18 protein-coding genes are annotated in these 23,614 nt (G+C 67.2%); 7 read left to right on the top strand and 11 right to left on the bottom strand.

All coding sequences use genetic code 11. The features are described 5' to 3' along the window. Window positions 1-30: 30 nt before the first annotated feature. Complete coding sequence (locus tag QX124_RS27155; RefSeq protein WP_315798772.1) at window positions 31-822, top strand: helix-turn-helix domain-containing protein; 792 nt, start codon at window positions 31-33, stop codon at window positions 820-822. On the opposite strand, the gene QX124_RS27160 is transcribed toward QX124_RS27155, so the two are convergent. After that, window positions 792-3,377: a cation-translocating P-type ATPase gene (locus tag QX124_RS27160; RefSeq protein WP_315798773.1), complete on the bottom strand. Its 2,586-nt coding sequence runs from the start codon at window positions 3,375-3,377 to the stop codon at window positions 792-794. The genes QX124_RS27155 and QX124_RS27160 overlap by 31 nt on opposite strands. Before the next feature lie 188 nt (window positions 3,378-3,565). Between QX124_RS27160 and QX124_RS27165 the strand changes: the two genes are divergently transcribed. The 4 genes from QX124_RS27165 (at window position 3,566) to QX124_RS27180 (ending at window position 9,837) form a co-directional block, all read left to right on the top strand. Beyond that, window positions 3,566-4,432 (top strand): 3-keto-5-aminohexanoate cleavage protein, encoded by an 867-nt coding sequence (locus QX124_RS27165; RefSeq protein WP_315773754.1) that lies wholly within the window; start codon window positions 3,566-3,568, stop codon window positions 4,430-4,432. A gap of 118 nt (window positions 4,433-4,550) precedes the next feature. Next, window positions 4,551-6,149: an AMP-binding protein gene (locus tag QX124_RS27170; RefSeq protein ID WP_315798774.1), complete on the top strand. Its 1,599-nt coding sequence runs from the start codon at window positions 4,551-4,553 to the stop codon at window positions 6,147-6,149. A gap of 98 nt (window positions 6,150-6,247) precedes the next feature. After that, window positions 6,248-7,864 carry an acyl-CoA carboxylase subunit beta gene (locus tag QX124_RS27175; protein WP_315798775.1) on the top strand — a complete coding sequence of 539 codons (1,617 nt, stop codon included), beginning with the start codon at window positions 6,248-6,250 and terminating at the stop codon, window positions 7,862-7,864. A gap of 17 nt (window positions 7,865-7,881) precedes the next feature. After that, window positions 7,882-9,837, top strand: coding sequence for an acetyl-CoA carboxylase biotin carboxylase subunit (locus QX124_RS27180; protein WP_315798776.1), 1,956 nt, complete (start codon window positions 7,882-7,884; stop codon window positions 9,835-9,837). Between the two features lie 432 nt (window positions 9,838-10,269). Here QX124_RS27180 and QX124_RS27185 read toward each other — a convergent pair whose 3' ends face one another. The 5 genes from QX124_RS27185 to QX124_RS27205 all read right to left on the bottom strand — a co-directional run bounded on the left by QX124_RS27185 (window position 10,270) and on the right by QX124_RS27205 (window position 15,055). Then, window positions 10,270-10,632, bottom strand: a complete 363-nt coding sequence (locus QX124_RS27185) for a response regulator (protein ID WP_315740582.1) — start codon at window positions 10,630-10,632, stop codon at window positions 10,270-10,272. Next, window positions 10,619-12,001, bottom strand: coding sequence for a PAS domain S-box protein (locus tag QX124_RS27190; RefSeq protein WP_315798777.1), 1,383 nt, complete (start codon window positions 11,999-12,001; stop codon window positions 10,619-10,621). The genes QX124_RS27185 and QX124_RS27190 overlap by 14 nt, the downstream gene beginning before the upstream one ends. 344 nt (window positions 12,002-12,345) lie before the next feature. Further along, a complete protein-coding gene (locus tag QX124_RS27195) occupies window positions 12,346-12,651 on the bottom strand; it encodes a cytochrome c (protein WP_315773747.1) in 306 nt (101 codons plus the stop codon). A 12-nt stretch (window positions 12,652-12,663) separates the two neighbouring features. Next, window positions 12,664-13,413, bottom strand: coding sequence for a CBS domain-containing protein (locus tag QX124_RS27200; protein WP_315798778.1), 750 nt, complete (start codon window positions 13,411-13,413; stop codon window positions 12,664-12,666). Window positions 13,414-13,504: 91 nt separating this feature from the next. After that, window positions 13,505-15,055, bottom strand: coding sequence for an AMP-binding protein (locus QX124_RS27205; RefSeq protein ID WP_315798779.1), 1,551 nt, complete (start codon window positions 15,053-15,055; stop codon window positions 13,505-13,507). Between the two features lie 296 nt (window positions 15,056-15,351). On the opposite strand from QX124_RS27205, the gene QX124_RS27210 reads away from it, so the two are divergent. After that, window positions 15,352-16,539 (top strand): ABC transporter substrate-binding protein, encoded by a 1,188-nt coding sequence (locus tag QX124_RS27210; RefSeq protein WP_315798780.1) that lies wholly within the window; start codon window positions 15,352-15,354, stop codon window positions 16,537-16,539. 159 nt (window positions 16,540-16,698) lie between these two features. Here QX124_RS27210 and QX124_RS27215 read toward each other — a convergent pair whose 3' ends face one another. Genes QX124_RS27215 through QX124_RS27230 form a run of 4 tightly spaced genes read right to left on the bottom strand, consistent with a single transcriptional unit; the run spans window position 16,699 to window position 21,308 of the window. Continuing rightward, on the bottom strand, window positions 16,699-17,091 hold the full coding sequence (locus QX124_RS27215) for an MAPEG family protein (RefSeq protein ID WP_315798781.1): 393 nt from the start codon (window positions 17,089-17,091) through the stop codon (window positions 16,699-16,701). A 26-nt stretch (window positions 17,092-17,117) separates the two neighbouring features. After that, the gene (locus tag QX124_RS27220) at window positions 17,118-18,200 is read right to left on the bottom strand and encodes a lipocalin-like domain-containing protein (RefSeq protein WP_315798782.1); all 1,083 of its coding nucleotides are present in this window, start codon (window positions 18,198-18,200) and stop codon (window positions 17,118-17,120) included. Next, window positions 18,190-20,652, bottom strand: coding sequence for an ABC transporter permease (locus tag QX124_RS27225; protein WP_315798783.1), 2,463 nt, complete (start codon window positions 20,650-20,652; stop codon window positions 18,190-18,192). Before QX124_RS27225 ends, QX124_RS27220 begins: the two co-directional genes overlap by 11 nt. Continuing rightward, window positions 20,649-21,308, bottom strand: a complete 660-nt coding sequence (locus QX124_RS27230; protein WP_315740573.1) for an ABC transporter ATP-binding protein — start codon at window positions 21,306-21,308, stop codon at window positions 20,649-20,651. Before QX124_RS27230 ends, QX124_RS27225 begins: the two co-directional genes overlap by 4 nt. A gap of 257 nt (window positions 21,309-21,565) precedes the next feature. Here QX124_RS27230 and QX124_RS27235 point away from each other — a divergent pair, with 257 nt between their 5' ends. Then, a complete protein-coding gene (locus tag QX124_RS27235) occupies window positions 21,566-22,870 on the top strand; it encodes an MFS transporter (RefSeq protein WP_315798784.1) in 1,305 nt (434 codons plus the stop codon). 444 nt (window positions 22,871-23,314) lie between these two features. Here QX124_RS27235 and QX124_RS27240 read toward each other — a convergent pair. After that, the coding region (locus QX124_RS27240; RefSeq protein ID WP_315798785.1) for an amidohydrolase family protein at window positions 23,315-23,614 on the bottom strand (300 nt) is incomplete at its 5' end.

Below are 23,614 nucleotides of genomic sequence, written 5' to 3' on the forward strand. Positions count from 1 at the left end.
CCGCCAGAGCCGCGCCTCAGGAGGAAGACCATGGATGTGACCCGCCGGGACTCCGGCCATCTCATGCTGATCACGCCCGAGCGCGTCTTCTACGCCGGGCTGCTCGGCCGTCCGCGCCAGCGCTGCTCGGGCGCGTGCCATATCTACGTCGCGCTCACCGGCAGCCTGCGGCTGCTGGCCGAAGGAGCCGAAGAGCGCAGCGGCGAGCTGCTGGTCGTGCCGCCGAACCGGCCGCACACCATCGAGAGCGATTATCGCACCGTCATCGTCGTCACCATCGAGCCGGAGAGCGTGCCGATCGGCACGCTGGACCGCTTCGCCAGCCGCGTCGCCCGCGAGGCCGAGGCGTTCGCCTGCCGCATTCGCGCCGCCTATGAGGAGCTGGTGCAGCGGCCGCTGAGCGGCGACGTCACCAGCGCGATCTTCGACCGGCTCTGCTTCGGCGAGGTGCTGCCGCAGCGGACGCTCGATCCGCGCGTGGTCAAGGCGATCGGTCTGATCAGCCGCTTCTCCGGCGAGCCGGCCACGGCCGAGAGCTGCGCCGCCGCCGTGGGGCTGTCGACGTCGCGCTTCCTGCATCTGTTCAAGGAGGAGACCGACATCTCCTTCCGTTCGTTCCGGGCCTGGAAGCGCGCGCGGCATCTGCTCAACTACGCCAACCAGGACCTCAACCTCGCGCATCTCGCGCAGGACATCGGCTATCCCGACTCGACGCATTTCAGCCACTCGATCCGCCGCTTCTACGGGCTGAAGCCGCGCGCGATCTTCTCCGGCTCGCGCGATCTCGCGATCTACCGCGCCGGCGAGGCGGCCTTGACCTGATCTTTCCTGGCTGCGTGCCGCGCGAGCGCGGCGCGCAGCGGGAACTTCGACAGTTCGAGCATGATCAGCGTGGTCAGCGCGGCTGCCGCGGTCAGCGCGAGATCGTCGACATGCAGCGGTCCGAACCGGAACAGCGCCGCGGCGGCGGGCAGCGTCAGGCTGGTCGCGAGCACGGCGACGACGAAGCCGATCACCAGCAGCAGCATGCGGTTCGGCCGCAGCAGCGCCTCGCGCAGCGAGCTCGAGAACGAGCGGTTGACGAAGATCAGGCTCACGATCACCGACACCAGGGTGAAGAACACCAGCGCGCGGAGCTCGTCGTCCGGCATGCCGTTGCGGTGTGCCAGCAGCAGGACGCCGCCCGTGGTGAGCATCGCCAGGATGCCCTGCAGCGCCCCCCACAGCACCAGCGGCCGCGGCAGCAGAGGCTCCTGCGGATCGCGCGGCGGCCGCCGCATGATGTCGCTCTCCTCGGTCTCGGCCTCGAACACCAGCGAACAGACGGGATCGATGATCATCTCGAGAAAGGCGATGTGCACGGGCCCGAGCAGCAGCGGCAGGCCGGTGACGAGCGGCAGCAGCGCCAGTCCGGCGATCGGAAAGTGCACGGCAAGGATGAAGCTCATCGCCTTGCGCAGATTGTCGTAGATGCGCCGGCCGAGCCGGATCGCCTTGACGATCGAGCCGAAATCATCGTCGAGCAGCACGATCGCCGAGGCCTCGCGCGCGACGTCGGTGCCGCGGCCGCCCATCGCGATGCCGATATGCGCCGCCTTGAGCGACGGCGCATCGTTGACGCCGTCGCCGGTCATCGCGACGATCTCGCCGTCGGCCTTGAGCGCGGTGACGATGCGCAGCTTCTGCTCCGGCATGATGCGGGCGAACGCCGTCGGCACGCGCGCCGCAAGCGCCAGGGCGTCGTCGTCGAGATCGGCAAGCTCGGGGCCCGCGATGACGCGCTCGGGATCGATCCCGGCCTGCCGCGCAATGGCGGTGGCCGTCGCGGGATAGTCGCCGGTGATCATGATGACGCGGACGCCGGCGGAGCGGCACTCGGCGACGGCATCCTTCACCTCCGGACGCAGCGGGTCGGCGAAGCCGACGAGACCGCGGAACGAGAACGCGAAGTCCTGCTGTATGTCGGGGAGCGCCTCGCCGCTCCAGCTCGCCTGGGCGACGCCGAGCACGCGCAGGCCCTCGGCGGCGAGCGTCTCGACGCGCGCCTGCAGCGCCGCCAGCTCGCCGCCGTCGACGCCGCAGAGCGATGCGATCGCTTCCGGCGCACCCTTGGCCGCCACGAGGCCGGCGCCGTCGCGCGACCAGACGTTGGTCATCGCCAGCAGGTCGGGGCGCAAGCCGTAGCGTCGCTGCAACGTGGCGCCTGCGGTGGCGTCGGCGCCGAGCGCGTGCAGCGCCTTCTCCATCGGATCATGCGACTGCGGGTCGCAGGCGAGCACGGCGGTGGCGACGAGATCGCGGAAGGGCGGCGCGATGGCATCCGGCGTCGCCGTCGCAGGCTGCAGCACGCTGCCGTCCGGCAGCACCAGCCGGGCCACCATCATGCGGTTCTGCGTCAGGGTGCCGGTCTTGTCGGTGCACAGCACGGTGGCGGCGCCGAGCGATTCGATCGCCGAAGCGCGCCGCGTCAGCACGCGCGCCTGCGAGATGCGCCAGGCGCCCATCGCCAGGAACACGGTCAGCACCACCGGGAATTCCTCGGGGAGCATCGACATGCCCAGCGCGATGCCGGCGAGGATTCCCTCCAGCCAGCCGCCGCGGTACACCGCATAGAGCACGACCGTGATCGCAACCACGATGCCGCCGCCGATGGCGAACGCCAGCACCAGCCGTCGCGTCTGCTGCCGCAACCGCGGCGTCTCGGTCTCCAGGGCGGTCACCGACTGGCCGATCCTGCCGATCGCCGTGTGCGGCCCGGTCGCCGTCACCTCGGCAATGCCGCCGCCGCGGACGACGAGACTGCTGGAGAACACGAATGGCTGGTCGTCGCCGCCGGCCGCCGCAGCGGGCGTGTCGATCGGCTCGGCCGGGGCGGGGCGCTTGCGCACCGGCACGGATTCGCCTGTCAGCAGCGATTCATCCGTCAGCAGATCGTCGCACTCCCGCAGCACCGCATCGGCCGCGACGCGATCGCCCTCGGCGAGCACGATGAGATCGCCGTGCACCACCTCGCGGCCGGCGATGCGGATGCGCTCGCCGTCGCGGATCACCAGCGCGCGCGGGCTGGAGAGATCGCGCAGCGATTCCAGCACGCGCTCGGTCCGCGCCTCCTGCACGATGGTGATGAAGACGGAGGCCGAGGCGAACACGCCGAGCAGCATCGCTTCCGCCGCGTCGCCCAGCGCGAGATAGATGCCCCCGCCGGCGAGCAGCAGAAGCAGCATCGGCTCCTTCAGCACGTCGGCGACGAGGCGCAGGATCGAGCGTTTGCCGGTCTGCGGCAGCTCGTTGAATCCCTCCGCCGTCAGACGCCGTGCCGCCTCGGCCGCGCTCAGGCCGTTCGGAAATGTCGGCGCCGGTTGTGTGTCGATCGGCATTGCACGCCCCGTGACGAGAAACATGGGAACCAGTTAGCGCCGATCCCGTCCGGGCGCTTGATGCAGAGCAATAGCGGGTTGCGCGGCCTCCAACCAGCGAGTCAACGCAAGCAGATCAGGCGGAGACGCCGTCATATACGGGCCGGATCAGCACAGCGCCGCTTGCGCGAAGCCATCGAACGAGTGCCATGAGCGACAAAGCCGTCATCACCTGCGCGCTGAACGGCGTGCTCACCGATCCCAGGCAGCATCATGTGCCGGTCACGCCCGAGGAGATGGCGCGCGAGGCGCGGCGCGCCTATGACGCCGGTGCTGCGATCATGCACATCCATCTGCGCCAGCAGGCGCCGGGCAAGGGGCATCTGCCGTCCTGGGACGTCGACGTCTCCCGCGAGATCCAGCAGGCGATCCGCGAGGCCTGTCCCGGCGTGATCATCAATCACACCTCGGGCGTGTCGGGACCGAACTATCAAGGTGCGCTCGACTGCATCCGGCAGACCCGGCCGGAGATCGCGGCCTGCAATGCCGGCTCGCTGAACTATCTCAAGGTCAAGGCCGACAACAACTGGGCCTGGCCGCCGATGATGTTCGACAACTCGGTCGAGAAGATCCAGGACTATCTCGCCGCGATGAAGGACGCGCACACGATCCCGGAATTCGAATGCTTCGACGTCGGCATCGTGCGCTGTGTCGCGATGTATCGCCAGACCGGCATGTATGGCGGTCCGCTGGAGTACAATTTCGTGATGGGCGTTGCCTCCGGCATGCCGGCTGATCCCGAGCTGCTGCCGATCCTGCTCAAGCTGAAGCTGTCCGAAGCGCACTGGCAGGTCACGGCAATCGGCCGCGCGGAGATCTGGCCGCTGCACCAGCGCTGCGCCGAACTCGGCGGCCATCTCCGCACCGGGCTGGAGGACACGTTCTATCTCGGCGACGGCACCAAGGTGACCTCGAACGGCCAACTGATCGAGGCCATCGCGGCGTGCGCGCGGCGCGCGGGCCGCGAGATCGCAAGTCCCGCCGAGGCCCGGCAGATGTTTGGCACGGTGAATTGACGCGGCATACGCCGTCATTGCGAGCGCAGCGACGCAATCCAGAGTTCTGCACGACGCCCTGGATCGCTTCGTCGCCTTCGGCTCCTCGCAATGACGTGGATGGGGAGGGAACAGACCAATGACCAATCTCGATGCCACCGGCGGCGTGTCCGGTCCCGGCCGCATCGGCCGGGTCGCGATCGGCGATCTCCTGAAGCGCGCGGCGCGCCGCTTTCCCGAGCGGGTGGCGATCACCGATGGCGCCCGTCAGGTGACGTTCACCGAGCTGGAGCGCGATGCCAACCGGTTTGCGAACTATCTCGTCGCCAAGGGGCTGAAGCCGGGCGAAAAGATCTCGACCGTCTGCAACAACTCGATTGAGTTCGTCAAAGCGCTGTTCGGCATCCATCGCGCGGGTCTCGTCTGGGTGCCGATCAATACGATGCTCGGGCCCGCCGACATGGACTACATCCTCGGCCATGCCGAGGTTCGCTTCGCGCTCATCGATGACAATCTGTTTGCTCAGGCGGACCGCCGCGCCGCGCTGGAAAAGCGGGGCGTCGAGCTGATCGCCGTCGATCTCACCGGGACGGCGAAGGCCGCGGGGCTCGCCGGCTTCACCGACCTCATCCAGGGGCATTCGGACGTCGAGCCCGAGATCGAGATCAACGATCGCGATCTTGCGATGATCATCTACACCTCGGGCACGACGTCGCGGCCGAAGGGCGCGATGCATTGTCACCTCGCCGTGGTGATGGCCGTGATGAGCAACTGCATCGAGATGCAGCTCTCGCGCGACGACGGCATCACCGGACAATTTCCGCTGTTCCACTGCGCCGGCCATGTGCTGCTGCTCAGCTATCTCTCGGTCGGCGGCCGCATGGCGCTGATGCGTGGCTTCGACCCGGTCGCCTGCATGGAGGCGATCGTGCGCGACCGCCTCACCGTGTTCGTCGGCCTGCCGCTGATGTACCAGGCAATCCTTGATCATCCGCGCCGCAAGGAGTTCGACCTCTCCCACTTGCGGACTTGCCTCTACACGATGGCGCCGATGGGCCGGCCGCTGTTGGAGCGCGCGATCAGGGAGCTGTGCCCGAACTTCGTGCTGACCAGCGGCCAGACCGAGATGTATCCGGCGACGACGATGTCGCGTCCCGAGGTGCAGCTCAATCGTTTCGGCAATTACTGGGGCGAGTCGCTGTTCGTCAACGAGACCGCGATCATGGACGATGCCGGCAACCTGCTGCCGCCCGGCGAGATCGGCGAGCTGGTGCATCGCGGGCCCAACGTGATGCTGGGCTACTACAAGGATCCGAAATCGACGGAGGACGCCCGCAAGTTCGGCTGGCACCACACCGGCGATCTCGCGGTCATCGACAAGGGCGAGGTGCTGTTCCTCGATCGCAAGAAGGACATGATCAAGTCCGGCGGCGAGAACGTCGCCTCGGTCAAGATCGAGGAGACCCTGCTGGCGCATCCGGCGGTGCAGAATGCCGCCGTCGTCGGCCTGCCGCATCCGCAATGGGGTGAGGCGGTCTCGGCCTTCGTCAAGCTCAAGCCCGGCGCGCAGGCCAGTGAGACCGAGCTGCTTGAGCACTGCCGCAAGTCGCTTGGCGGCTTCCAGGTGCCGAAGCTGGTGCGGGTGCTCGAGGAGATGCCGATGACCGCCACCGGCAAGCTGCGCAAGGTCGAGCTGCGCCAGGCCTATGGCGATCATTTCGTGGCGAAGAGCGCGTGAGGGTTGATCCTCGAGATTCCGGGTTCGCTCCCGCGCAGCAAGATGGCCCGTCCATCTTGCTGCGCACTCGTGTCCCGGAATGACGAAAGCATGAACTGATGGCCACCATCGACAACACCATCTCTCCCGCTGGCGCCGCCTTCCAGGCCAATCGTGACGGCATGCTCGTCCTGATCGCGCGGATGCGCGATCTCGAGGCGCGCACGCGCAATGCCTCGGCGGCGGCAAAGGAGCGCTTCCATCAGCGCGGCCAGTTGTTGCCGCGCGAGCGCGTCGCCTTGGTGCTCGATCCCGGCGCGCCGTTCCTGGAGCTGTCGACGCTTGCCGGCTACATGTTCGATACGCCGGACCCGGCCAAGAGCGTGCCGGGCGGCGGCGTCGTCGCCGGCATCGGCTTCGTGTCCGGCGTGCGCTGCATGGTCTCGGCGAATGACGCGGGCATCGATGCCGGAGCGCTGCAGCCCTACGGGCTCGACAAGACCCTGCGCGTGCAGGAGCTGGCGCTGGAGAACAAGCTGCCCTACCTGCAACTGGTCGAGAGTGCCGGCGCCAACCTGCTGCGCTACCGCGTCGAGGACTTCGTGCGGGGCGGCAACATCTTTCGCAACCTGGCGCGGCTGTCGGCGGCGGGGCTGCCGGTCGTCACGGTGACGCACGGCTCGTCCACGGCGGGCGGCGCCTACCAGACTGGTCTGTCCGACTACATCGTGATGGTCCGCGGCCGCACCCGCGCCTTCCTCGCCGGCCCGCCGCTGCTGAAGGCCGCGACCGGCGAGATCGCCACCGAGGAGGAGCTCGGCGGCGCCGAGATGCACACCTCGATCTCCGGCCTCGGCGACTATCTCGCCGAGGACGACCGCGATGCCCTGCGTATCGCGCGCGAGATCATGGGCAAGCTGAACTGGGATCGGCCATCGCACGAGTCGTCACCGGTGAAGCCGCCGCGCTACGACCAGGAGGAGCTGCTCGGCATCATGCCGCTCGACCACAAGCGCCCCGTCGACATGCGCCAGGTCATCGCGCGGATCGTCGACGACAGCGACTTCGTCGAAATGGCACCAAACTACGGGCCTGCGACGTTGTGCGGCCATGCCCGTATCGAGAGCCAGGCGATCGGCATCGTCACCAACAACGGCCCGCTCGATCCGGCCGGCGCCAACAAGGCGACGCACTTCATCCAGTCCTGCTGCCAGACCCGAACGCCGATTCTCTATCTCAACAACACCACCGGCTACATGGTCGGCCGCGCCTATGAGGAGGCCGGCATGATCAAGCACGGCTCCAAGATGATCCAGGCGGTGACCTCGGCCAGCGTGCCGCAGATCACGATCTATTGCGGGGCCTCGTTCGGGGCGGGCAATTACGGCATGTGCGGCCGTGGATTCCACCCGCGCTTCTGCTTCTCCTGGCCCAACGCCAAGACCGCCGTGATGGGTGGCGAGCAGGCGGCGGAGACGATGGCGATCGTGACTGAAGCGGCGGCGGCGCGGCGCGGCAAGCCGGTGGAGCGCGAGAAGCTCGATGCCATGAAGGCGCAGATCATCGGCGTGTTCGACAGCCAGATGGACGTGTTCGCGACCTCGGCGCGCGTGCTCGACGACGGCGTGATCGATCCGCGTGACACCCGCGCGGTGCTGTCGGAAGTGCTGGCGATCTGCCGCGAGGCGGAGGCGCGCGAGCCGCAGCGGATGCAGTTCTCGGTGGCGCGGCCATGAGCGGAGAGATGCCGGGAATGCAACGCAGGCCGTTCCACAAGGTGCTGATCGCCAACCGCGGTGAGATCGGCTTGCGGATCATGCGCACCGCGCGCCGGCTGGGCCACGGCGTGGTCGCGGTCTATTCGGACGCCGATTCCGATGCGCCGCATGTGCGGCTCGCCGATCAGGCCGTCCGCGTCGGCGCGCCGCCGCCCGCACAGTCCTATCTCAACATCGCAGCGATCATCGCCGCCGCAAAGGCGACTGGCGCGGATGCCGTGCATCCCGGTTATGGCTTTCTCGCCGAGAACGAGGATTTTGCGCAAGCGTGCAAGGAGGCCGGTCTGGTGTTCATCGGGCCATCGCCCGAGGCGATCAAGGCGATGGGCAACAAGGCCGGCGCCAAGGTGATCATGAGTTGCGCCGGCGTGCCCTGCGTACCCGGCTATCAGGGCGAGGACCAGGGCGACGACGCGATGCTGCGCGAGGCGCGCCGCATTGGTTTCCCGGTAATGATCAAGGCCGTCGCCGGTGGTGGCGGCCGCGGCATGCGGCTTGTGACGGATGCGGACGCCTTTCCCGACCTGCTGCGCAGCGCCCGCTCGGAAGCGGCGACGGCGTTCGGCGACGGCACCGTCATCCTCGAGAAGGCGATCGCCAATCCGCGCCACATCGAGATCCAGGTATTCGGCGATAGCCACGGCAATGCCGTCCATCTCGGCGAGCGCGACTGCTCGGTGCAGCGCCGGCACCAGAAGCTGATCGAGGAGGCGCCGTCGCCCGCGGTCGGGCAGGAGCTGCGCGCGCGCATGGGCGCCGTGGCGGTGCAGGCGGTGAAGGCGCTCGGCTATGAGGGCGCCGGCACGCTGGAGTTCCTGCTCGATGCCGACGGCCAGTTCTACTTCATGGAGATGAACACGCGGCTGCAGGTCGAGCATCCCGTGACGGAGGCCCTGACGGGACTCGATCTCGTCGAGTGGCAATTGCGTGTCGCCGCCGGCGAGCCTCTGCCGTTGCGCCAGGACCAGATCAGCTTCTCGGGTCATGCGATCGAGGTGCGGCTATGCTCCGAGGATGCCGCGCACGACTTCATGCCGCAATCGGGGCGGATGGCGCTGTGGCAGATGCCGGGGATGATCCGGGTCGAGCATGCGCTGGAGTCCGGCGCGGAGATCCCGCCGCACTACGATTCGATGATCGCCAAGCTGATCAGCCATGCTGCGACTCGTGAGGAGGCGCGCGCAAGGCTGATCGCCGGATTGGAGCAGGCCGTTGCTTTGGGCGTCCCGACCAACCGGGCCTTCCTGATTTCATGTCTGCGGCATCCGGCCTTCGCCGCGGGCAAGGCAACCACCGCATTCATCGCGGCGCATCGTGACGAGTTGCGTGCGCCGGCCGTCGAAGCGGCAGACCTCGCGCCGGTCGCGCTGCTGCTCTCCGTCAGCCATCCGCTCGCACATCCCGTCCGCCGCGGCCGCTCGCTCGCGGCCGCCTTCGCGACGCCGCTCCGGTTCGAGATCGCCGGCGAGGTGGCCGAGTGCGAGCTACTGTGCGAGCGTGACGGAAGCTATCGCGTGACGCGTGGCGATGCAGAGCATCGCTTCGAGATCGTATCGCTCACTGATGACACGATCCGCGTTCATCACGCCGAGATCGTCGAGAGCGCGCGCTTCGTCCGTGACGACGATCGGCTGTTCGTCCAGCATCGCCGTCAGACGCTGGCAGTGCGCGATCTGACGTTGGCGAGGCCGCAATCCTCGGCCGCCACCGGAGGCGATGGCAAGGTCCGTGCGGCCCTGAACGGTCGCGTGGTCGCGGTGCTGGTGAAGCCGGGCGACAGCGTGGCTGTGGGACAGCCGGTGGTGACGCTCGAGGCGATGAAGATGGAGCACGTTCATACTGCTGGCATCGCAGGAACGGTGACCGCGATCGAGGTAGCCGAGGGCGACCAGGTGACGACGGGTCGGATCGTGGTGGAGATTGCGGGCTGATCGTCGCGCAAGTGGGCGTGAGTTAGCTCGAGGCATGCTGCACCTCTCTCCCGCTTGCGGGGCGGGGGTCCGCGCGCGCTGAACTCTGTTGTATGCGACTTCGATATTCTCACGGAGGCATCGCTTCGCGACATGCAGCGTCCCGCCGCTGCATTCTGCAACACTCAAAGTAGGCGGTTCGCCGGTTGCGCAGATCATCGTCGACATCGTCCACGGTGGGAGCGCAGATCACGTGGAGCGCGACACGTGGACCCCCACCCGCGACCCCTCCTCGCAAGGGGGAGGGGAGTGCATTGCTGTCGAGGCGAGGGGGCAATTCTGCCATCAAAGACGTGAAATCAACTGCGCTGTTTCAAGGGCGCGGTGCCGACCCCTAATCCTTCAAACGGCAACAATGCCGATCGTGGCTCTGTTGCGCGGCCGACGCGCGCCTCACGGATGCAATTGCCGCCTCAGCGCCGCGACCAGCCGTGACGTCTGGAACGGCTTCGACAGCAGCGGTGCCGTGGCGAATTCTTCCGGGCATTGATCGACGGAATAGCCGGTGACGGCGACGAAGGGCACGCCGGCCGCGGCCAAAGCGCGCGCGATCGGCGCCGATGTTTCCCGCCCGAGATTGACGTCGAGCACGGCAAGATCGCAGTGATTCCGCTCGAGCAGATGGAGGGCTTTGTGCACGGTCGGCGCCACGCCGACCACCGTGAATCCGGCGGCTTCGAGCTCGACCGCGAGGTCGAAGCCGATCAGGGGATCGTCCTCGACGATCAGGAGGTGAGTCTTCTCACTGGCGCGCATGATGATGGTCGCGGCTGAGGCGTTGCAGGGGGCACCTCAGGTGCCAGCGCAGTCCGGCCGGCAGGAACTGGACCTCGACCGATCCATCCAGGCCAGCGCGCACCAGGTCGGAAATCACCCGGCTGCCGAAGCCGGTGTGCTCGGGCGGCGCGACCTCAGGTCCGCCGCTTTCGACCCAGGTCATGTCGAAGCTGTCGTCGATGCGCGTCCAGCGGACCGCGATCCGTCCGTCGTGGTTCGACAGCGCACCATATTTGGCGGCGTTGGTGGCGAGCTCGTGGACCGCCATGCCGATCGACTGCGCGGCCTCTGGCGTCAGCTCGATCGGCGGTCCGTCGATCGCGATGCGGTCGCCGATCAAGTCGCTGAACGCCCCGAGCTGCGAGCGGACCAGGCCGCCGAGTGGAATGAAACGCCAATCGTTCTGAATCAGGAGATCCTGATTGCTCGCGATCGCCTGCAGGCGCTCCAGAAAGCGGTTGAGGTCGAGCTGGCGGCCGTGACGGGTCATCTGCCGGGCGATCGCCTGCACCAGCGACAGCAGGTTCTTGCTGCGGTGGTTCACCTCGGCCAGCAGGGTGCGCAACTGCTCCCTTGTCTGGCGCTTGTCGGTGATGTCACGCACGATCTTGGAGGCGCCGATGATCCGGCCGCTCGAATCCCGGACCGGCGAGACCGTGACCGACACGTCGATGAGCGCACCATCCTTGCGCAGGCGGATGGTCTCGAAATTGTCGATGATCGCGCCGGATAGGACGGTGGCGAGGATCCGGTCCTCCTCGGCCTGGCGCTCCTGCGGGATGATCGTGCGGATCGAGCGGTTGATCATCTCGCCTTCCGAGAAGCCGAAGATGCGTTCGGCGCTCTTGTTCCAGCTGGTGATCGTGCCGTCCAGCGTCTTGCTGACGACGCCGTCCGAGGACGAGGCGACGATGGCCGCGAGCATCGCCGCCGCACGCTCGGCCTTCTTCGACAGCGTGACGTCGCGGATGATTCCGGAGATGCCGACGATCACGCCGGTGCTGCTGCGGATCGGTGAAAACGTGATGGAGACCTCGATCGGGCGTCCCTGCTTGGTCAGCCGGACGGTCTCGAAGCTCTCGACCGCTTCGCCCGCGTTGACCCTGGCGCGCAAGGCGTTCGCCTCTTCCGCCAGCTCGGGGGGAACGATCTCGGAGACGGATCTGCCGATCATTTCAGCCGCGGTGAACCCCAGCATCCGCTCGCTGGCCGCGTTCCAACTGCGGATGACGCCGTCGGCGGTGGTGCTGACAATGGCGTCGGCCGAGGACTCCACGATCGCCGCCAGATAGGCCGTGTCGTCGTCGGTCGCGCGTGGGGCGGGGGAGGCGCCGGGCATTCCGTGCACGTCGCAGGCTCCTTGCTAACAGGTCGGTAGAGAAGACGCCGTGCACCAGATTACCAACTTGTTTGTGTGCAAATGCAAGGGCTATCTCGATCGCTGCTTGTTGTTGGTCTTCCCGGCAACGAGGACAGGGCGATTTGCCGTCAGCAGACCCGTTTGGGGCCATGCGACGTGCTCCAGCTCACGACGGCGAACACACAGAACGCAGGCTTGAGCGTTTCGTTCCGGAGGATCTTGCTAAATTGCCGGCGAAGGTGCCGTATCATCGGGCGCCAGGGCCCACTCTTGCGTCCGGACGCCGCCGATCACGGGGCGGCGGCGCAATCCAAAGGCGAATTTGGCAGCAACTACTTCCTAAGGCTGAGGATATAGCCTGCCAGGTCGGTCGCATCGTTCGCACTGAGCGGATTGTTGGCCATCGTCGCGTGGGGAAGCAGGAGGAACTTGACCAGCATGTCCTTCGTCACTCCGTCCCTGGCCGCGATGGCGACAAACGGCCGGGCGCGGCGGAACTTGGTCGGCTCGGTGGCCACCGCATGGCAGGCGGCGCACCAGCGCTCGGCGAGCCGGCGGCCGTGGTCGAGATCCTCGGCGGCCGCCGAGGCGGAGAGCAGGACCAGCAGCAGCAGTGATGGTACGGAGGCACGTCGCACGCCCGGCTCTCCTCACAGCGGTTGGTCGTCGTCGGTCGACGGCTGGTCCTGCAGCGAGACGATGTCACCGCCGCCGAACTCGTCCTCCGGCGGCGGATAGACCCACATGTGGTCGCGCACGTTCCTGACGCCCTGGACGCTCTTGGCCGCCACGATCGCCGTGGCCCGCTCCTTCTCGTTGCGAACCGCGCCCGTGAGATGCGCGATGCCGTTGCGGACGACGACGTTGAAGCGGCAATGCTTGCAGGCGGCCTGGTCGAGCGAATCGAGAATGGCGCTGCGGATCCCGTCATCGTCGGGGGTGGGGCCCGGAACGGCAGTGGCGAGGTCGGCCACGGTTTGCAGGAAATCCGTGTGTGTCACCACGCCGACCAGCCGGTCGCCACTCATCACAGGGAGACGCTTGATGTTGCGCTTCTCCATGATCTCGGCGATCTCCGCCAGGCTGGCATCGGCGCTGACTGTGACCGGAGGCTGGCTCATGATGTCGCCGACCGTACGGCCGTGGGAATGGACGAAGTCGGCGCCGATGCGGCCGCGGCCGACCAGGAGGTCGAGCCAGCGGCCTTGCCTGTGTTCGGTGCCGAGCTCGGCGCGGCGCAGGAAATCACCGTCCGTGACCATGCCGACGAGCGTGCCGGACGCGTCGACCACCGGCAGCCCGCCGATGTGGTTGCGCAGCATGATCCGCGCCGCCTCGGCCACCGGGGTTCCGGGCGTCACCGCGATCACGGATCTGGTCATGATTTGATGAGCGCGCATGTCGTCGTCTCGTGCTGCGATCGCAATCAGCGAAGAATAGCTGCGCGGCATCGCGCGCGCTTGACCAGGATCAATCCGAGGTCGTGCCGCCCTACACGATCCTAGAAGTCTTGTTGCCCCAATAGCGGTCGCGCAGCAGACGCTTGTAGAGCTTGCCGGTCGGCAGCCGCGGCAGCTCCTTCTCGAAATCGATCGAGCGCGGCACCTTCTGTCGCGACAGCGATTGCCGGCAGAACGCGATCAGCTCCTCTTCCAGCTCAGGCCCAGGCATGATGCCCGACATCGGCTGGACCACCGCCTTCACCTCCTCGCCGAGATCGGAATTGGGCACGCCGAACACGGCGGCATCGGCGACCTTCGGATGCGTGATCAGCAGGTTCTCGCATTCCTGCGGATAGATGTTCACGCCGCCGGAGATGATCATGAAGGTGGCGCGATCGGTGAGATAGAGATAGCCGTCGGCATCGACATAGCCGACGTCGCCGACCGTGCTCATCGTGCCGTCGGCCGAGCGTGCCTCCTTGGTGCGCTCGGGGTCGTTGAAATACTCGAACGGCGATCCGGTCTTGAACCACACCGTGCCGGCCGTTCCGGTCGGGCACGGCTGCATGTTCTCATCGAGGATGTGCAGGTCGCCGAACAGCACCTTGCCGACGGTGCCGCGATGCGCGAGCCATTCCGCGCTGTCGCAGGCGGTGAAGCCGAGGCCTTCGGTGGCGCCGTAATATTCGTGGATGATCGGCCCCCACCATTTGATCATGTCCTCCTTGACCTGTGCCGGGCACGGCGCGGCGGCATGGATCGCGACTTCGAGCGAGGAGAGGTCATAGCGCGTGCGGATCTGTTCCGGCAGTTTCAGCATGCGCGAGAACATCGTCGGTACCAATTGCGTATGCGTGATGCCCCATTGCTCGACCAGTTGCAGGTAGCGCTCGGGGTCGAACGTCTCCATGATGATGGCGGTGCCGCCGACGCGGATGGTGAGGTTGACCGCGGCCTGCGGTGCGGAGTGATAGAGCGGCGCCGGCGACAGATAGATCATGCCTTCGCGATAGCGCCACAGCTTCTCCAGGAAATCGAAGATCGGCAGCTGCTGCACTGGCGGCTGCTCGGGCAGCGGCCGCAGGATGCCCTTCGGCCGGCCCGTGGTGCCGGAGGAATAGAGCATCGCGGTGCCGACGCATTCGTCGGCAATCGGCGTCGCCGGCAGGCCGGCGGTGGCCTCCGCGAGGCCGACGATCCGCTCGCTCTCGCCGGGGCCGTCGGCGACGATGCAGAGCTCGATGTCGGGCGCCTCCTTCAGCGCCTCGCGCGCGACCTCGAGCTTGGCGAGGGAGGTGATCAGAAGCCGCGACCGGCTGTTGTTGAGGATGTAGGCCAGCTCGCCGGGCGTGAGGTAGGAGTTCACGCAGGTGAAATACAGCCCGGAGCGCTCGCCTGCGCCGCACGCTTCCAGATAGCGGCTGTTGTTCTCCATGAAGATCGAATAGTGGTCGAGCCGCTTCAGGCCGCGCTTGCGGAACAGATGCGCCAGCCGGTTGCTGCGCGCCTCCAGCTCGCGATAGGTCACGGCCTCGCCGGTCGAGGCCATGATGAAGGCGGGCTGCAACGGGCGCAGCCGGGCGTGCTTGCCGGTGTACATGTGTCCTCCCTTCCGACGCCGGCCGGAGGTACGGTGGTGGAGGGCCACAGGGCAAACGTCACGCCGACGATGTTCTCGTCGCGCCCTCGGGCCGTTTCCTTCCGCGCGTACCATCCTTACGGGACGGCATGTCGTTGTTTGCGGCCAATCTAGCGGACAGGTTCCGGGCTCTCAACAGGCCTCTCAGCCCTTTGGCTGAGGAGGGAAGGGATGGGCGCGGCCGGGGTTCTGGCATAACATGGTTAGGCATTCCAACGAATGACATGTCAAAGCCTAGAAACTCCGGGAGAGATCATATGAAATCGGGCTTGCTGGCTGTTGCTGCCGTCGGTGCGCTGCTCGTGGCGGCGCCGGCGTCGGCACAGGTCAAGATCGGCATCCTCAACGACCAGTCCGGCGTCTACGCGGACTACGGCGGCAAGTACTCCGTCGAGGCCGCCAGGATGGCGATCGAGGATTTCGGCGGCGAGGTGCTGGGGCAGAAGGTCGAGCTGGTCACCGCCGACCACCAGAACAAGCCGGACCTCGCCTCGTCGATCGCGCGGCGCTGGTACGATACCGAGGGGGTCGACATGATCACGGAGCTGACGACCTCGTCGGTCGCGCTCGCCATCCAGGATCTGTCGAAGGAAAAGAAGAAGATCGATATCGTCGTCGGTGCCGCGACCTCGCGCATATCAGGCGATGCCTGCACGCCCTACGGCTTCCACTGGGCCTATGACACCCGCGCGCTCGCGGTCGGCACCGGCGGGGCGCTGGTCGAGTCCGGCGGCGATACCTGGTTCTTCATGACCGCCGACTACGCCTTCGGCTATGCGCTGGAGAAGGACACCAGCGACATCGTGACGTCGAAGGGCGGCAAGGTGCTGGGCTCGGTGCGCATCCCGCTCAACTCGTCGGACTTCTCGTCCTTCCTGCTGCAGGCGCAGAGCTCGAAGGCGAAGATCATCGGGCTCGCCAATGCGGGCCTCGACACCACCAACTCGATCAAGCAGGCGGCCGAGTTCGGCATCGTCAAGGGCGGCCAGAAGCTCGCCGGCCTGCTGATGACCTTGTCGGAGGTGCATGGCCTCGGGCTGGAGGCGGCGCAGGGCCTGATCCTCACCGAAGGCTTCTACTGGGATCGCGACGACAAGTCCCGCGCCTTCAGCGAGCGCTTCATGAAGCGCACCGGCCGGATGCCGAGCATGATCCACGCCGGCACCTATTCCGCGACATTGTCCTATCTGAAGGCCGTCAAGGCCGCCGGAACCAAGGACTCCGATACGGTCGCGGCCAAGCTGAAGGAGTTGCCGGTCGACGACGCCTTCGCGCAAGGCAAGGTGCTCGCCAACGGCCGCATGGTCCACGACATGTACCTGTTCGAGGTCAAGAAGCCGTCCGAATCGAAGAAGCCGTGGGACTACTACAAGCAGCTCGCCACGGTGCCCGGCGACAAGGCGTTCTTCACCGCCAAGGAGAGCGGCTGTCCGCTGACGAAGTGATCGCGCGCCAGAACATTGGTGTCGCCCCGGCGAAAGCCGGGGCCCATACCGCGTGATCTCTGAACAGGGCAGGCTGCACGTCGACCCGCCGCGCAACAAACATCCGTCGGTGGCTATGGGTCCCTGCGTTCGCAGGGACGACAGCGGGGGACTGGGCGGTCAGCCGTGCAGCATGCGCCAGAGGATGGCGATGAGCGAACCGACCAGCAGGATCGAGCCTGCCAGGGCCTGCACGCCAAAACCGGGGCCGCGCTTCTCGGCGGCCCTGGCGTAGGACACCATGTACATCCCGCGCCCGGCGATCCAGACCAGGCCGATCAGTGCGGCGATGACATCGCTGACATAGATCGCGAACAGCCACAGTGCCGGCAGGAAGATCGGCAGCCATTCCAGCGTATTCATCTGCACGCGGAAGGTGCGCTCGAAATCGGCATTGCCGGTGGTCGCGGGCGCCTTCACGCCGAACCTGGCGCGCGCCTGCGCGACGCGGACGGCCATGTAGAAATACAGCATGAGCGCGAGCACGGTGACGAGTGCGGTGAAGTGATACATGCGCGGTTCCCCCTGATGACGGCTTCTTAATATCCGGTCAGTTCGAGATAGCCCACCCCGGTGTGGCTGCCCTTGAAGCTGATCGGCCCTTCCCAATAGGGCACGCGCGTGCCCATCCAGGCGTTTGGATTGAGCGCTGCGGTGTCGATGGCGATGCCGAGCGCTGATATTTCGACACGCCAGCCGACCGGCAGCCTGCGCTCGCCGATCGCAACCGTCTCTGTCGGCGTCATGACGATGTCCCCGGGGCCGAGCGCATGCGAGGCGCCGTCAGCCGTGATCCAGGTTCCCGATGTGTAGTCGCCATTGCCCTGCCGCATCCGGTACAGCATCAGCTTCTCGCCGCCGGCAAAATGCAGCGCGAACCAGTCCCAGCCGCTCTGGTCGGAGGCCAGCGGCTGGCTGCTCCATTCGCGGTCGAGCCAGGCCAGCCCTGAGACCTCGACTGGTTGATCGTCGAAGCTGATGCGGCCTCGGGCGCGGTAGAACGGCTGGCTGTAGTAGTACGACGCCTGGCCGCGCTCGGATTTGCGGCTGTAGCCGCCGATGCCCTGCAGCACCACCGGACGGTCCGCCTCCAGATGCAGTGCGTAGGAGAAGTCCGGCCCGACGGCGCTCATGTCCAGGGGCGCCAGCGCTCGATCGTCGGTCGCGGCGGTGCCGCGCAGCTGCCAGTCGTCGATCCAGGCCTGGAACGGCTTGGCCTCGACGCCGGACTGGCCGACGCCGCCGCGCGCGAATTTCTCGGACGAGCGGTGACTGTCGGCACGCGTCACCGCGGCATGCGCCATCCAGAGCTGCTGATTGTCGAAGCCTTCGCCCTGCGGCCCCGGCCGGGCCGCCGAGCGGAACAGGGTCCATTGCAGGCCATAGGCCTTGCCGCTGGAATCGGCGAGGTTGGCGGTGACGTACCACCATTCGATTCGGAAATCGTCGTGCGGCCCGTGATCCGCAGGGAAGCTGAACTCTCGTCCGGGCGTCACCGGTGCAAAGCCGTCGGCGCTATCGCTCAGTCCCGCAAAGCCCTGCGCGCGCGCGAGGCGGGGCAGCGCCAGCAGGCCGAGCCCGCCGATCAGCATGCGTCGCGAAATGGTCGCTCTAGCGCTCAATGGTGAAGGTCCTGACGAGATCGGCCGGCTGCATCCGTGCCAGCCGCAGCACCGGCAGCAGCGAGGCGATCAGCGCCGCGATGAGCGTGACGAGCAAGAGCCGAATGAGCTGCAACGGAAACACGTCGAACGGCAGCCGCCAGCCGAATGCCTTGACGTTGACGATCGCGATCAGGCACCACGCCACCACAAGCCCGAGCGGCAGCGCCAGCAGCGCGGTGAGGCCGGCAAGCGACAGCGTCTTCAACAGCTCGACCTCGGCGAGCCGCCGCCGCGTCAGCCCGATTGCCCATAAGGGTGCGAGCTGCGGCAGCCGCGAGTTCGCCAAGGTCAGCAGGCTGGTCAGCAGCGCGATCGCTGCGACGCCGAGCGTGAAGGTGTTGAGCGCGCCGGTCACCGCAAAGGTGCGGTTGAAGATCTGTTTCGATTCCTGCTTCACGGTGGCCTGGTCGACGACGTTGCGACTATCGAGGCCGAACTTGTTGGTGAGCCCCGTGATCAGCCCCGGCACGTCGGCGGCCGCCGCGCGCACGGCCATGCGCGTCATGGGCGTCGCCGGGAAGCGGCGTGTCAGCGCGGCGACGTTGACCGTGATCTGGCCCTTGGGATTGCCGTAGTCGGCATAGATTCCGGCGACGGTGATGCGCCAATCGCCGCCGGGCGCGGGAAGGTCCAGGCTGTCGCCAACGGATAGATTGAGCCGCCGCGCCAGCTGCTCGCTGACGAAGCCGGCGTCGCCACGCACCAACTGCTTCCACGCGTTGTCGACGGCCTGCAGCAGCGGCCAGTGGTCGCGATAGGTGTCGTGATCGGGCAGGCCGAGAATGTCGACCGGCGCGCCCGCAAGCTGCGCCTCGGCGCGGCCGCCCGGCAGCACCGCCTGCACCTCGGGCCGCGCGCGCAGCCAAGCCTGGACGTCGCGCGCCTGCGCTTCGTCCGACGCGCTGATGTAGATGTCGGCCGCGAGGCGGCCGTCGAGCCAGACCAGGAAGGTGCGGCTGAAGGTTTCCACCATCGTCGCCACGCCGACATTGACGGCGAGCGCCATCAGCAGCGCCATCAGCGCCAGCGACAGGCCCGAGATCTGCTGGCGGCTGTCGGCCCAGAACCATTGCGCCAGCGCTCCCCGCGCGCCGCGCTCGCCGAGCCGCAGCACCAGCTCGAGGATCGCCGGCAGCAGCAGCGCGGCGCCGAGCATCATCGCTGCGAGCACGCCGAAGCCGGCGAGCAGCGACTGCCCGAGCCACAGCAGCAGGCCGGCGGCAACGAAGAAGGCGAGCGCGACCGCGCTCTGCAATCGCAGCCAGCGCCGCTGCGCCTCCTGCCAGGCATAGGGTTGCGCGGTGGAGAGGATCGGCAGCCGCATCGATTTGATCAGGCTCGTCGTCGCGGCTGCGAGCGCGCCGGCGATGCTGATGACGAGGCCCGCAAACCACCATTCGGGCTGCAGGCTCAGCTCGCCCGGCACCTGCGCGCCATACAGCCCGCGCAGCGACGCTGCCACGTTCGGCAACAGCGCCGCAGCGATGAAATAGCCGCACACCAGCCCGACCAGGCCCGCCGCCAATGCGAAGGCGATGAGCTCGCCGATCAGCACGCCATTGAGCTGGCGCGCCGACACGCCGCAGGCGCGCAGGGTGCGCAACACCGGCAGGCGCTGCTCGAAGGCGAGCCCGATCGCGGAGTTGACGATGAAGAGGCCGACGACAAAGGACAGCAGGCCGAACGCGGTGAGGTTGAGGTGGAAGCTGTCGGTCAGCCGCTCCAGGTCGGTCTCGGCCTCCGGCTGCACGAGCTGCAGCCGGCCGTCCGCCAACGACTGCAACGGCTGTCGCTGGCCTTGCGTCTTGCCGACCAGCAGCCGCGAAATCTGGCCGGGCTTGCCGAGCAGCCGCTGCGCGTCGCTGATATCGACCACGAGCACGCCGGGTGCGAGCTGCTGCTGCGCCATCAAAGGCGGCAGCATGGCGTCGTTGCTGAGCCGCGGCATCGCGCCGTCTTTGAGTCCGAGATCGGCCAGTGTCTCCGGCGAGATCAGCGTGCGATGCGGTGGTGTCAGAAACGCCTCGAGCTCGCTGCGGCCGACCATCGGCGCTTCGCCGACCTCCCTGGGAATGCTGAACGGCTCGATGCCGAGTAGTCTGATCGAGCGGCCGTCGATCTGCACGCGGCCTTCGAGCACCGGCGACACCGGCCAGCCGGCGCGGCGCAATTCCGCGAACACGCTCTGCGGCAGCATCTTGCCGTCGGTCGCGACCAGCATCGGCGTGCGCGCGCCGCCGAAGACCGCGGCGGCGCGGTCATAGGAGCTGCGCGCCTGCTGGTTCAGCGCCTGCACGCCGCTCCACAGCGCCGTGGCCGAGATCAGCCCGATCAGCAGGGTCGCGAGCTGCATCGGATGCCGCCGCCAGTGGCTGAGCAGCACCGCCAGAATCCAGAGCGCGCGTCTCATGCGACGCGTCCGGCATGCAGATGCACATGGCGGTCGAGCATTGCGGCGAGCCTGGTGCTGTGCGTCACCATCAGGAAGCCGCAGCCGGTGCGCGCGACGAGGTCGCGCGTCAGCGCCATCACCTCGTCGGCGGTGTCCTCGTCGAGATTGCCGGTCGGCTCGTCCGCGAGCAGCAGGACCGGCTTGACGGCCAGCGCGCGGCCGATCGCGACGCGCTGCTGCTGTCCGCCCGACAATTGCTCCGGATAGCGCTTGAGCAGCGACTTCAGCCCGAGCCGCTCGACAAGCTCGGTGTGCCACGCCGGGTCATGTCGACCGGCCAGCCGCGCCTGGAAACTGAGATTGTCCTGAACCGACAGGCTCGGCACCAGATTGAACTGCTGGAACACGAGGCCGAGCCGCTCGCGCCGGACCGCCGCGCGTCCAGCATCGTCGAGCGTGCCGACCGAAGCGCCGTCGAGCAGGATGTCGCCGCCGTCGGCGGCATCGAGCCCGGCGATGAGATGCAGCAGCGTGCTCTTGCCGGAGCCGGATTCACCGGTCAGCGCGACGCGCTCGCCGGAGGAGACGTCGAGGTCGACGCCACGCAGGACGTGGATCGGCTCGCCGCCGGATCGATAGGACTTGGTGAGATGACGGACGCTGAGCACGAGCATGATCGAGGTTGTTGCGTCACAACATAACAAGGGCCAACGCGAACATCACGCGCTCGTTCTTCGTGACGCCCCCGATGTGATGCCGGCCGCGCGCAATCAGGTTGCGAGGGTATCGCGATGCAGCCCAAGGGGGGCGGATTCCCGCGTTGCAGCAATAAGTTAGCTCGCCAGCCGGTTGCCTGCAAAGCCGCTTCGTGGGTAGCATCGTCAAAACGCCCGGACGACAGGGGCGGATCATGACAGAATGGGGAAGGACCATGGCCGCGCCAACGACGCTGAAGGGCACATCCCGCGCAAGCGCGACGCCGAAAGGCGCCTGGAAGATCACCTTCCTGCTGTTCCTGTTCATGCTGGTGAACTTCGCCGACAAGATCGTGGTCGGGCTCGCCGGCGTGCCGATCATGACCGAGCTTAATCTGAACGCCGAGGAGTTCGGCCTGCTGGGCTCGTCCTTCTTCTTCCTGTTCTCGATCTCGGCCATCGTCGTCGGCTTCGTCGTCAACCGGGTTCCGACGCGCTGGGTGCTGCTGGTGCTGGCGCTGATCTGGGCGCTGGCGCAATTCCCGATGGTCGGCACCGTCGGCTTCACCACGCTGCTGATCTGCCGCATCATTCTCGGCGCCGGCGAAGGTCCCGCGGCGTCGGTCGCCGTGCACGCCGTCTACAAATGGTTCCCCGACGAGAAACGTGCGATGCCCACGGCGATCCTGTCGCAAGGCTCGGCCTTCGGCGTCATTCTCGCGGTGCCGGCGCTGAACTGGATCATCGTGAATCACGGCTGGCACTATGCCTTCGGCGCACTCGGCGTGGTCGGGCTGATGTGGAGCGTGGCGTGGCTGTGGCTGGGCAAGGAAGGGCCGCTGGCGGAGGTCGAGCTCGCCGGATTGCGCGAGCGGCGCGTTCCCTATCTGCAACTGCTGACGTCGCGGACCTTCGTCGGCTGCGTCGCCGCGACCTTCGGCGCCTATTGGGCGCTGTCGCTCGGGCTGACCTGGTTCACGCCGTTTCTGGTGAAAGGCCTCGGCTTCTCGCAGCAGCAGGCCGGCTTCATCTCGATCCTGCCCTGGATCTTCGGCGCGTGCGTGGTGCTGACCACCGGCTTTGTGTCGCAGACGCTGATGGCGCGTGGCGTCTCCACGCGCATGGCCCGTGGCGTGCTCGGCGCGACGCCGCTCGTGATCGGCGGCGGGCTGATGGCGATGATGCCGCATGTCGACGCCGCTTCGGCAAAGATCGCACTGCTCGTGGTCGGATCGGGATTGTGCGGCTCGATCTACGTCGTCTGCCCGCCGATGATCGGCGAATTCACCCCGGTCACGCAGCGCGGCGCCGCCATGGCGATCTACGGCGCGCTCTATACGCTCGCCGGCATCGTTGCGCCCCTCGTGATGGGCAAGATGATCCAGGCCTCCGGCAGCCTGCTCGAAGGCTACATGTCGGGCTTCACCATCAACGCGGTGATCATGGTGATCTCCGGCCTCCTCGGCCTGGCCCTGCTCTGGCCGAACAGCGAACGCGCCCGCCTGCAGGCGCATCAGGCTGTCGCGCCGGAATTTGCGTGAGCGCTGCCTTAGAACTCGGCCTTAACGCGGCCTTGCGCAACACAGGTTGCTATGATCTCGACTGTCGTCCCCCGGCCTGACCGGGGGACTCAGTATGCAGAGGCGGTTGTGCATGGGCCGATAAGCCGCCGGATGCTGGATGCCCCGCCTATGCGGGGCATGACGGCTGCGAGTGTCGTTTGGCTATGGCAAGGCCGTGCCGATCAATCCTCGCTGTCGTCCCGGACAAGCGCGCGGAACGCGCGCGCAGATCCGGGATCCATAACCCCAGGGAGTTGTTCGAGGCACGATCGTCAATCATTTTCGCCCAGCACGTCCGCCGCGGCGTATGGGTCCCGGGTCGGCGTCCGCCAATGCTGCGCATTGTCGGGACTTGCCCGGGACGACACCGAATGTGAGGCGCGCATTGGGGTCATGCGGCGCAAGTCCAGGTTGGCTTTCCCCTTATTGCACCCCGCTTCGCGCACCCCTGACCAGTCGACCCGGCCGCGCGCCCGTCGCCTCGCCCTGCCTGCGCGTCACCACGCCCGACACGATCGTCGCCTCATAGCCGTCGACATCCTGCATCAGGCGGCGACCGCCGACCGGCAGGTCGTAATGCACCTTGGGCGGATGCAGGTGCAGCCGGTCGTAGTCGATGACGTTGATATCCGCCTTGTAGCCTGGCGCGAGCAGGCCGCGATCGTCGAGGCCGACCGAGAGCGCGGTCTTGCGCGACTGCGCGGCGACGACGAAGGGAATCGA

It is taken from the genome of Bradyrhizobium sp. SZCCHNRI3043, from assembly GCF_032377735.1.
Classification (GTDB): Bacteria; Pseudomonadota; Alphaproteobacteria; order Rhizobiales; family Xanthobacteraceae; genus Bradyrhizobium.

Coding starts and splice junctions, on each gene's coding strand:
- QX124_RS27155 (WP_315798772.1), top strand. CDS start 31: ATGGATGTGACCCGCCGGGACTCCGGCCATCTCATGCTGATCACGCCC.
- QX124_RS27160 (WP_315798773.1), bottom strand. CDS start 3,377: ATGCCGATCGACACACAACCGGCGCCGACATTTCCGAACGGCCTGAGC.
- QX124_RS27165 (WP_315773754.1), top strand. CDS start 3,566: ATGAGCGACAAAGCCGTCATCACCTGCGCGCTGAACGGCGTGCTCACC.
- QX124_RS27170 (WP_315798774.1), top strand. CDS start 4,551: ATGACCAATCTCGATGCCACCGGCGGCGTGTCCGGTCCCGGCCGCATC.
- QX124_RS27175 (WP_315798775.1), top strand. CDS start 6,248: ATGGCCACCATCGACAACACCATCTCTCCCGCTGGCGCCGCCTTCCAG.
- QX124_RS27180 (WP_315798776.1), top strand. CDS start 7,882: ATGCAACGCAGGCCGTTCCACAAGGTGCTGATCGCCAACCGCGGTGAG.
- QX124_RS27185 (WP_315740582.1), bottom strand. CDS start 10,632: ATGCGCGCCAGTGAGAAGACTCACCTCCTGATCGTCGAGGACGATCCC.
- QX124_RS27200 (WP_315798778.1), bottom strand. CDS start 13,413: ATGCGCGCTCATCAAATCATGACCAGATCCGTGATCGCGGTGACGCCC.
- QX124_RS27205 (WP_315798779.1), bottom strand. CDS start 15,055: ATGTACACCGGCAAGCACGCCCGGCTGCGCCCGTTGCAGCCCGCCTTC.
- QX124_RS27210 (WP_315798780.1), top strand. CDS start 15,352: ATGAAATCGGGCTTGCTGGCTGTTGCTGCCGTCGGTGCGCTGCTCGTG.
- QX124_RS27215 (WP_315798781.1), bottom strand. CDS start 17,091: ATGTATCACTTCACCGCACTCGTCACCGTGCTCGCGCTCATGCTGTAT.
- QX124_RS27225 (WP_315798783.1), bottom strand. CDS start 20,652: ATGAGACGCGCGCTCTGGATTCTGGCGGTGCTGCTCAGCCACTGGCGG.
- QX124_RS27230 (WP_315740573.1), bottom strand. CDS start 21,308: ATGCTCGTGCTCAGCGTCCGTCATCTCACCAAGTCCTATCGATCCGGC.
- QX124_RS27235 (WP_315798784.1), top strand. CDS start 21,566: ATGGCCGCGCCAACGACGCTGAAGGGCACATCCCGCGCAAGCGCGACG.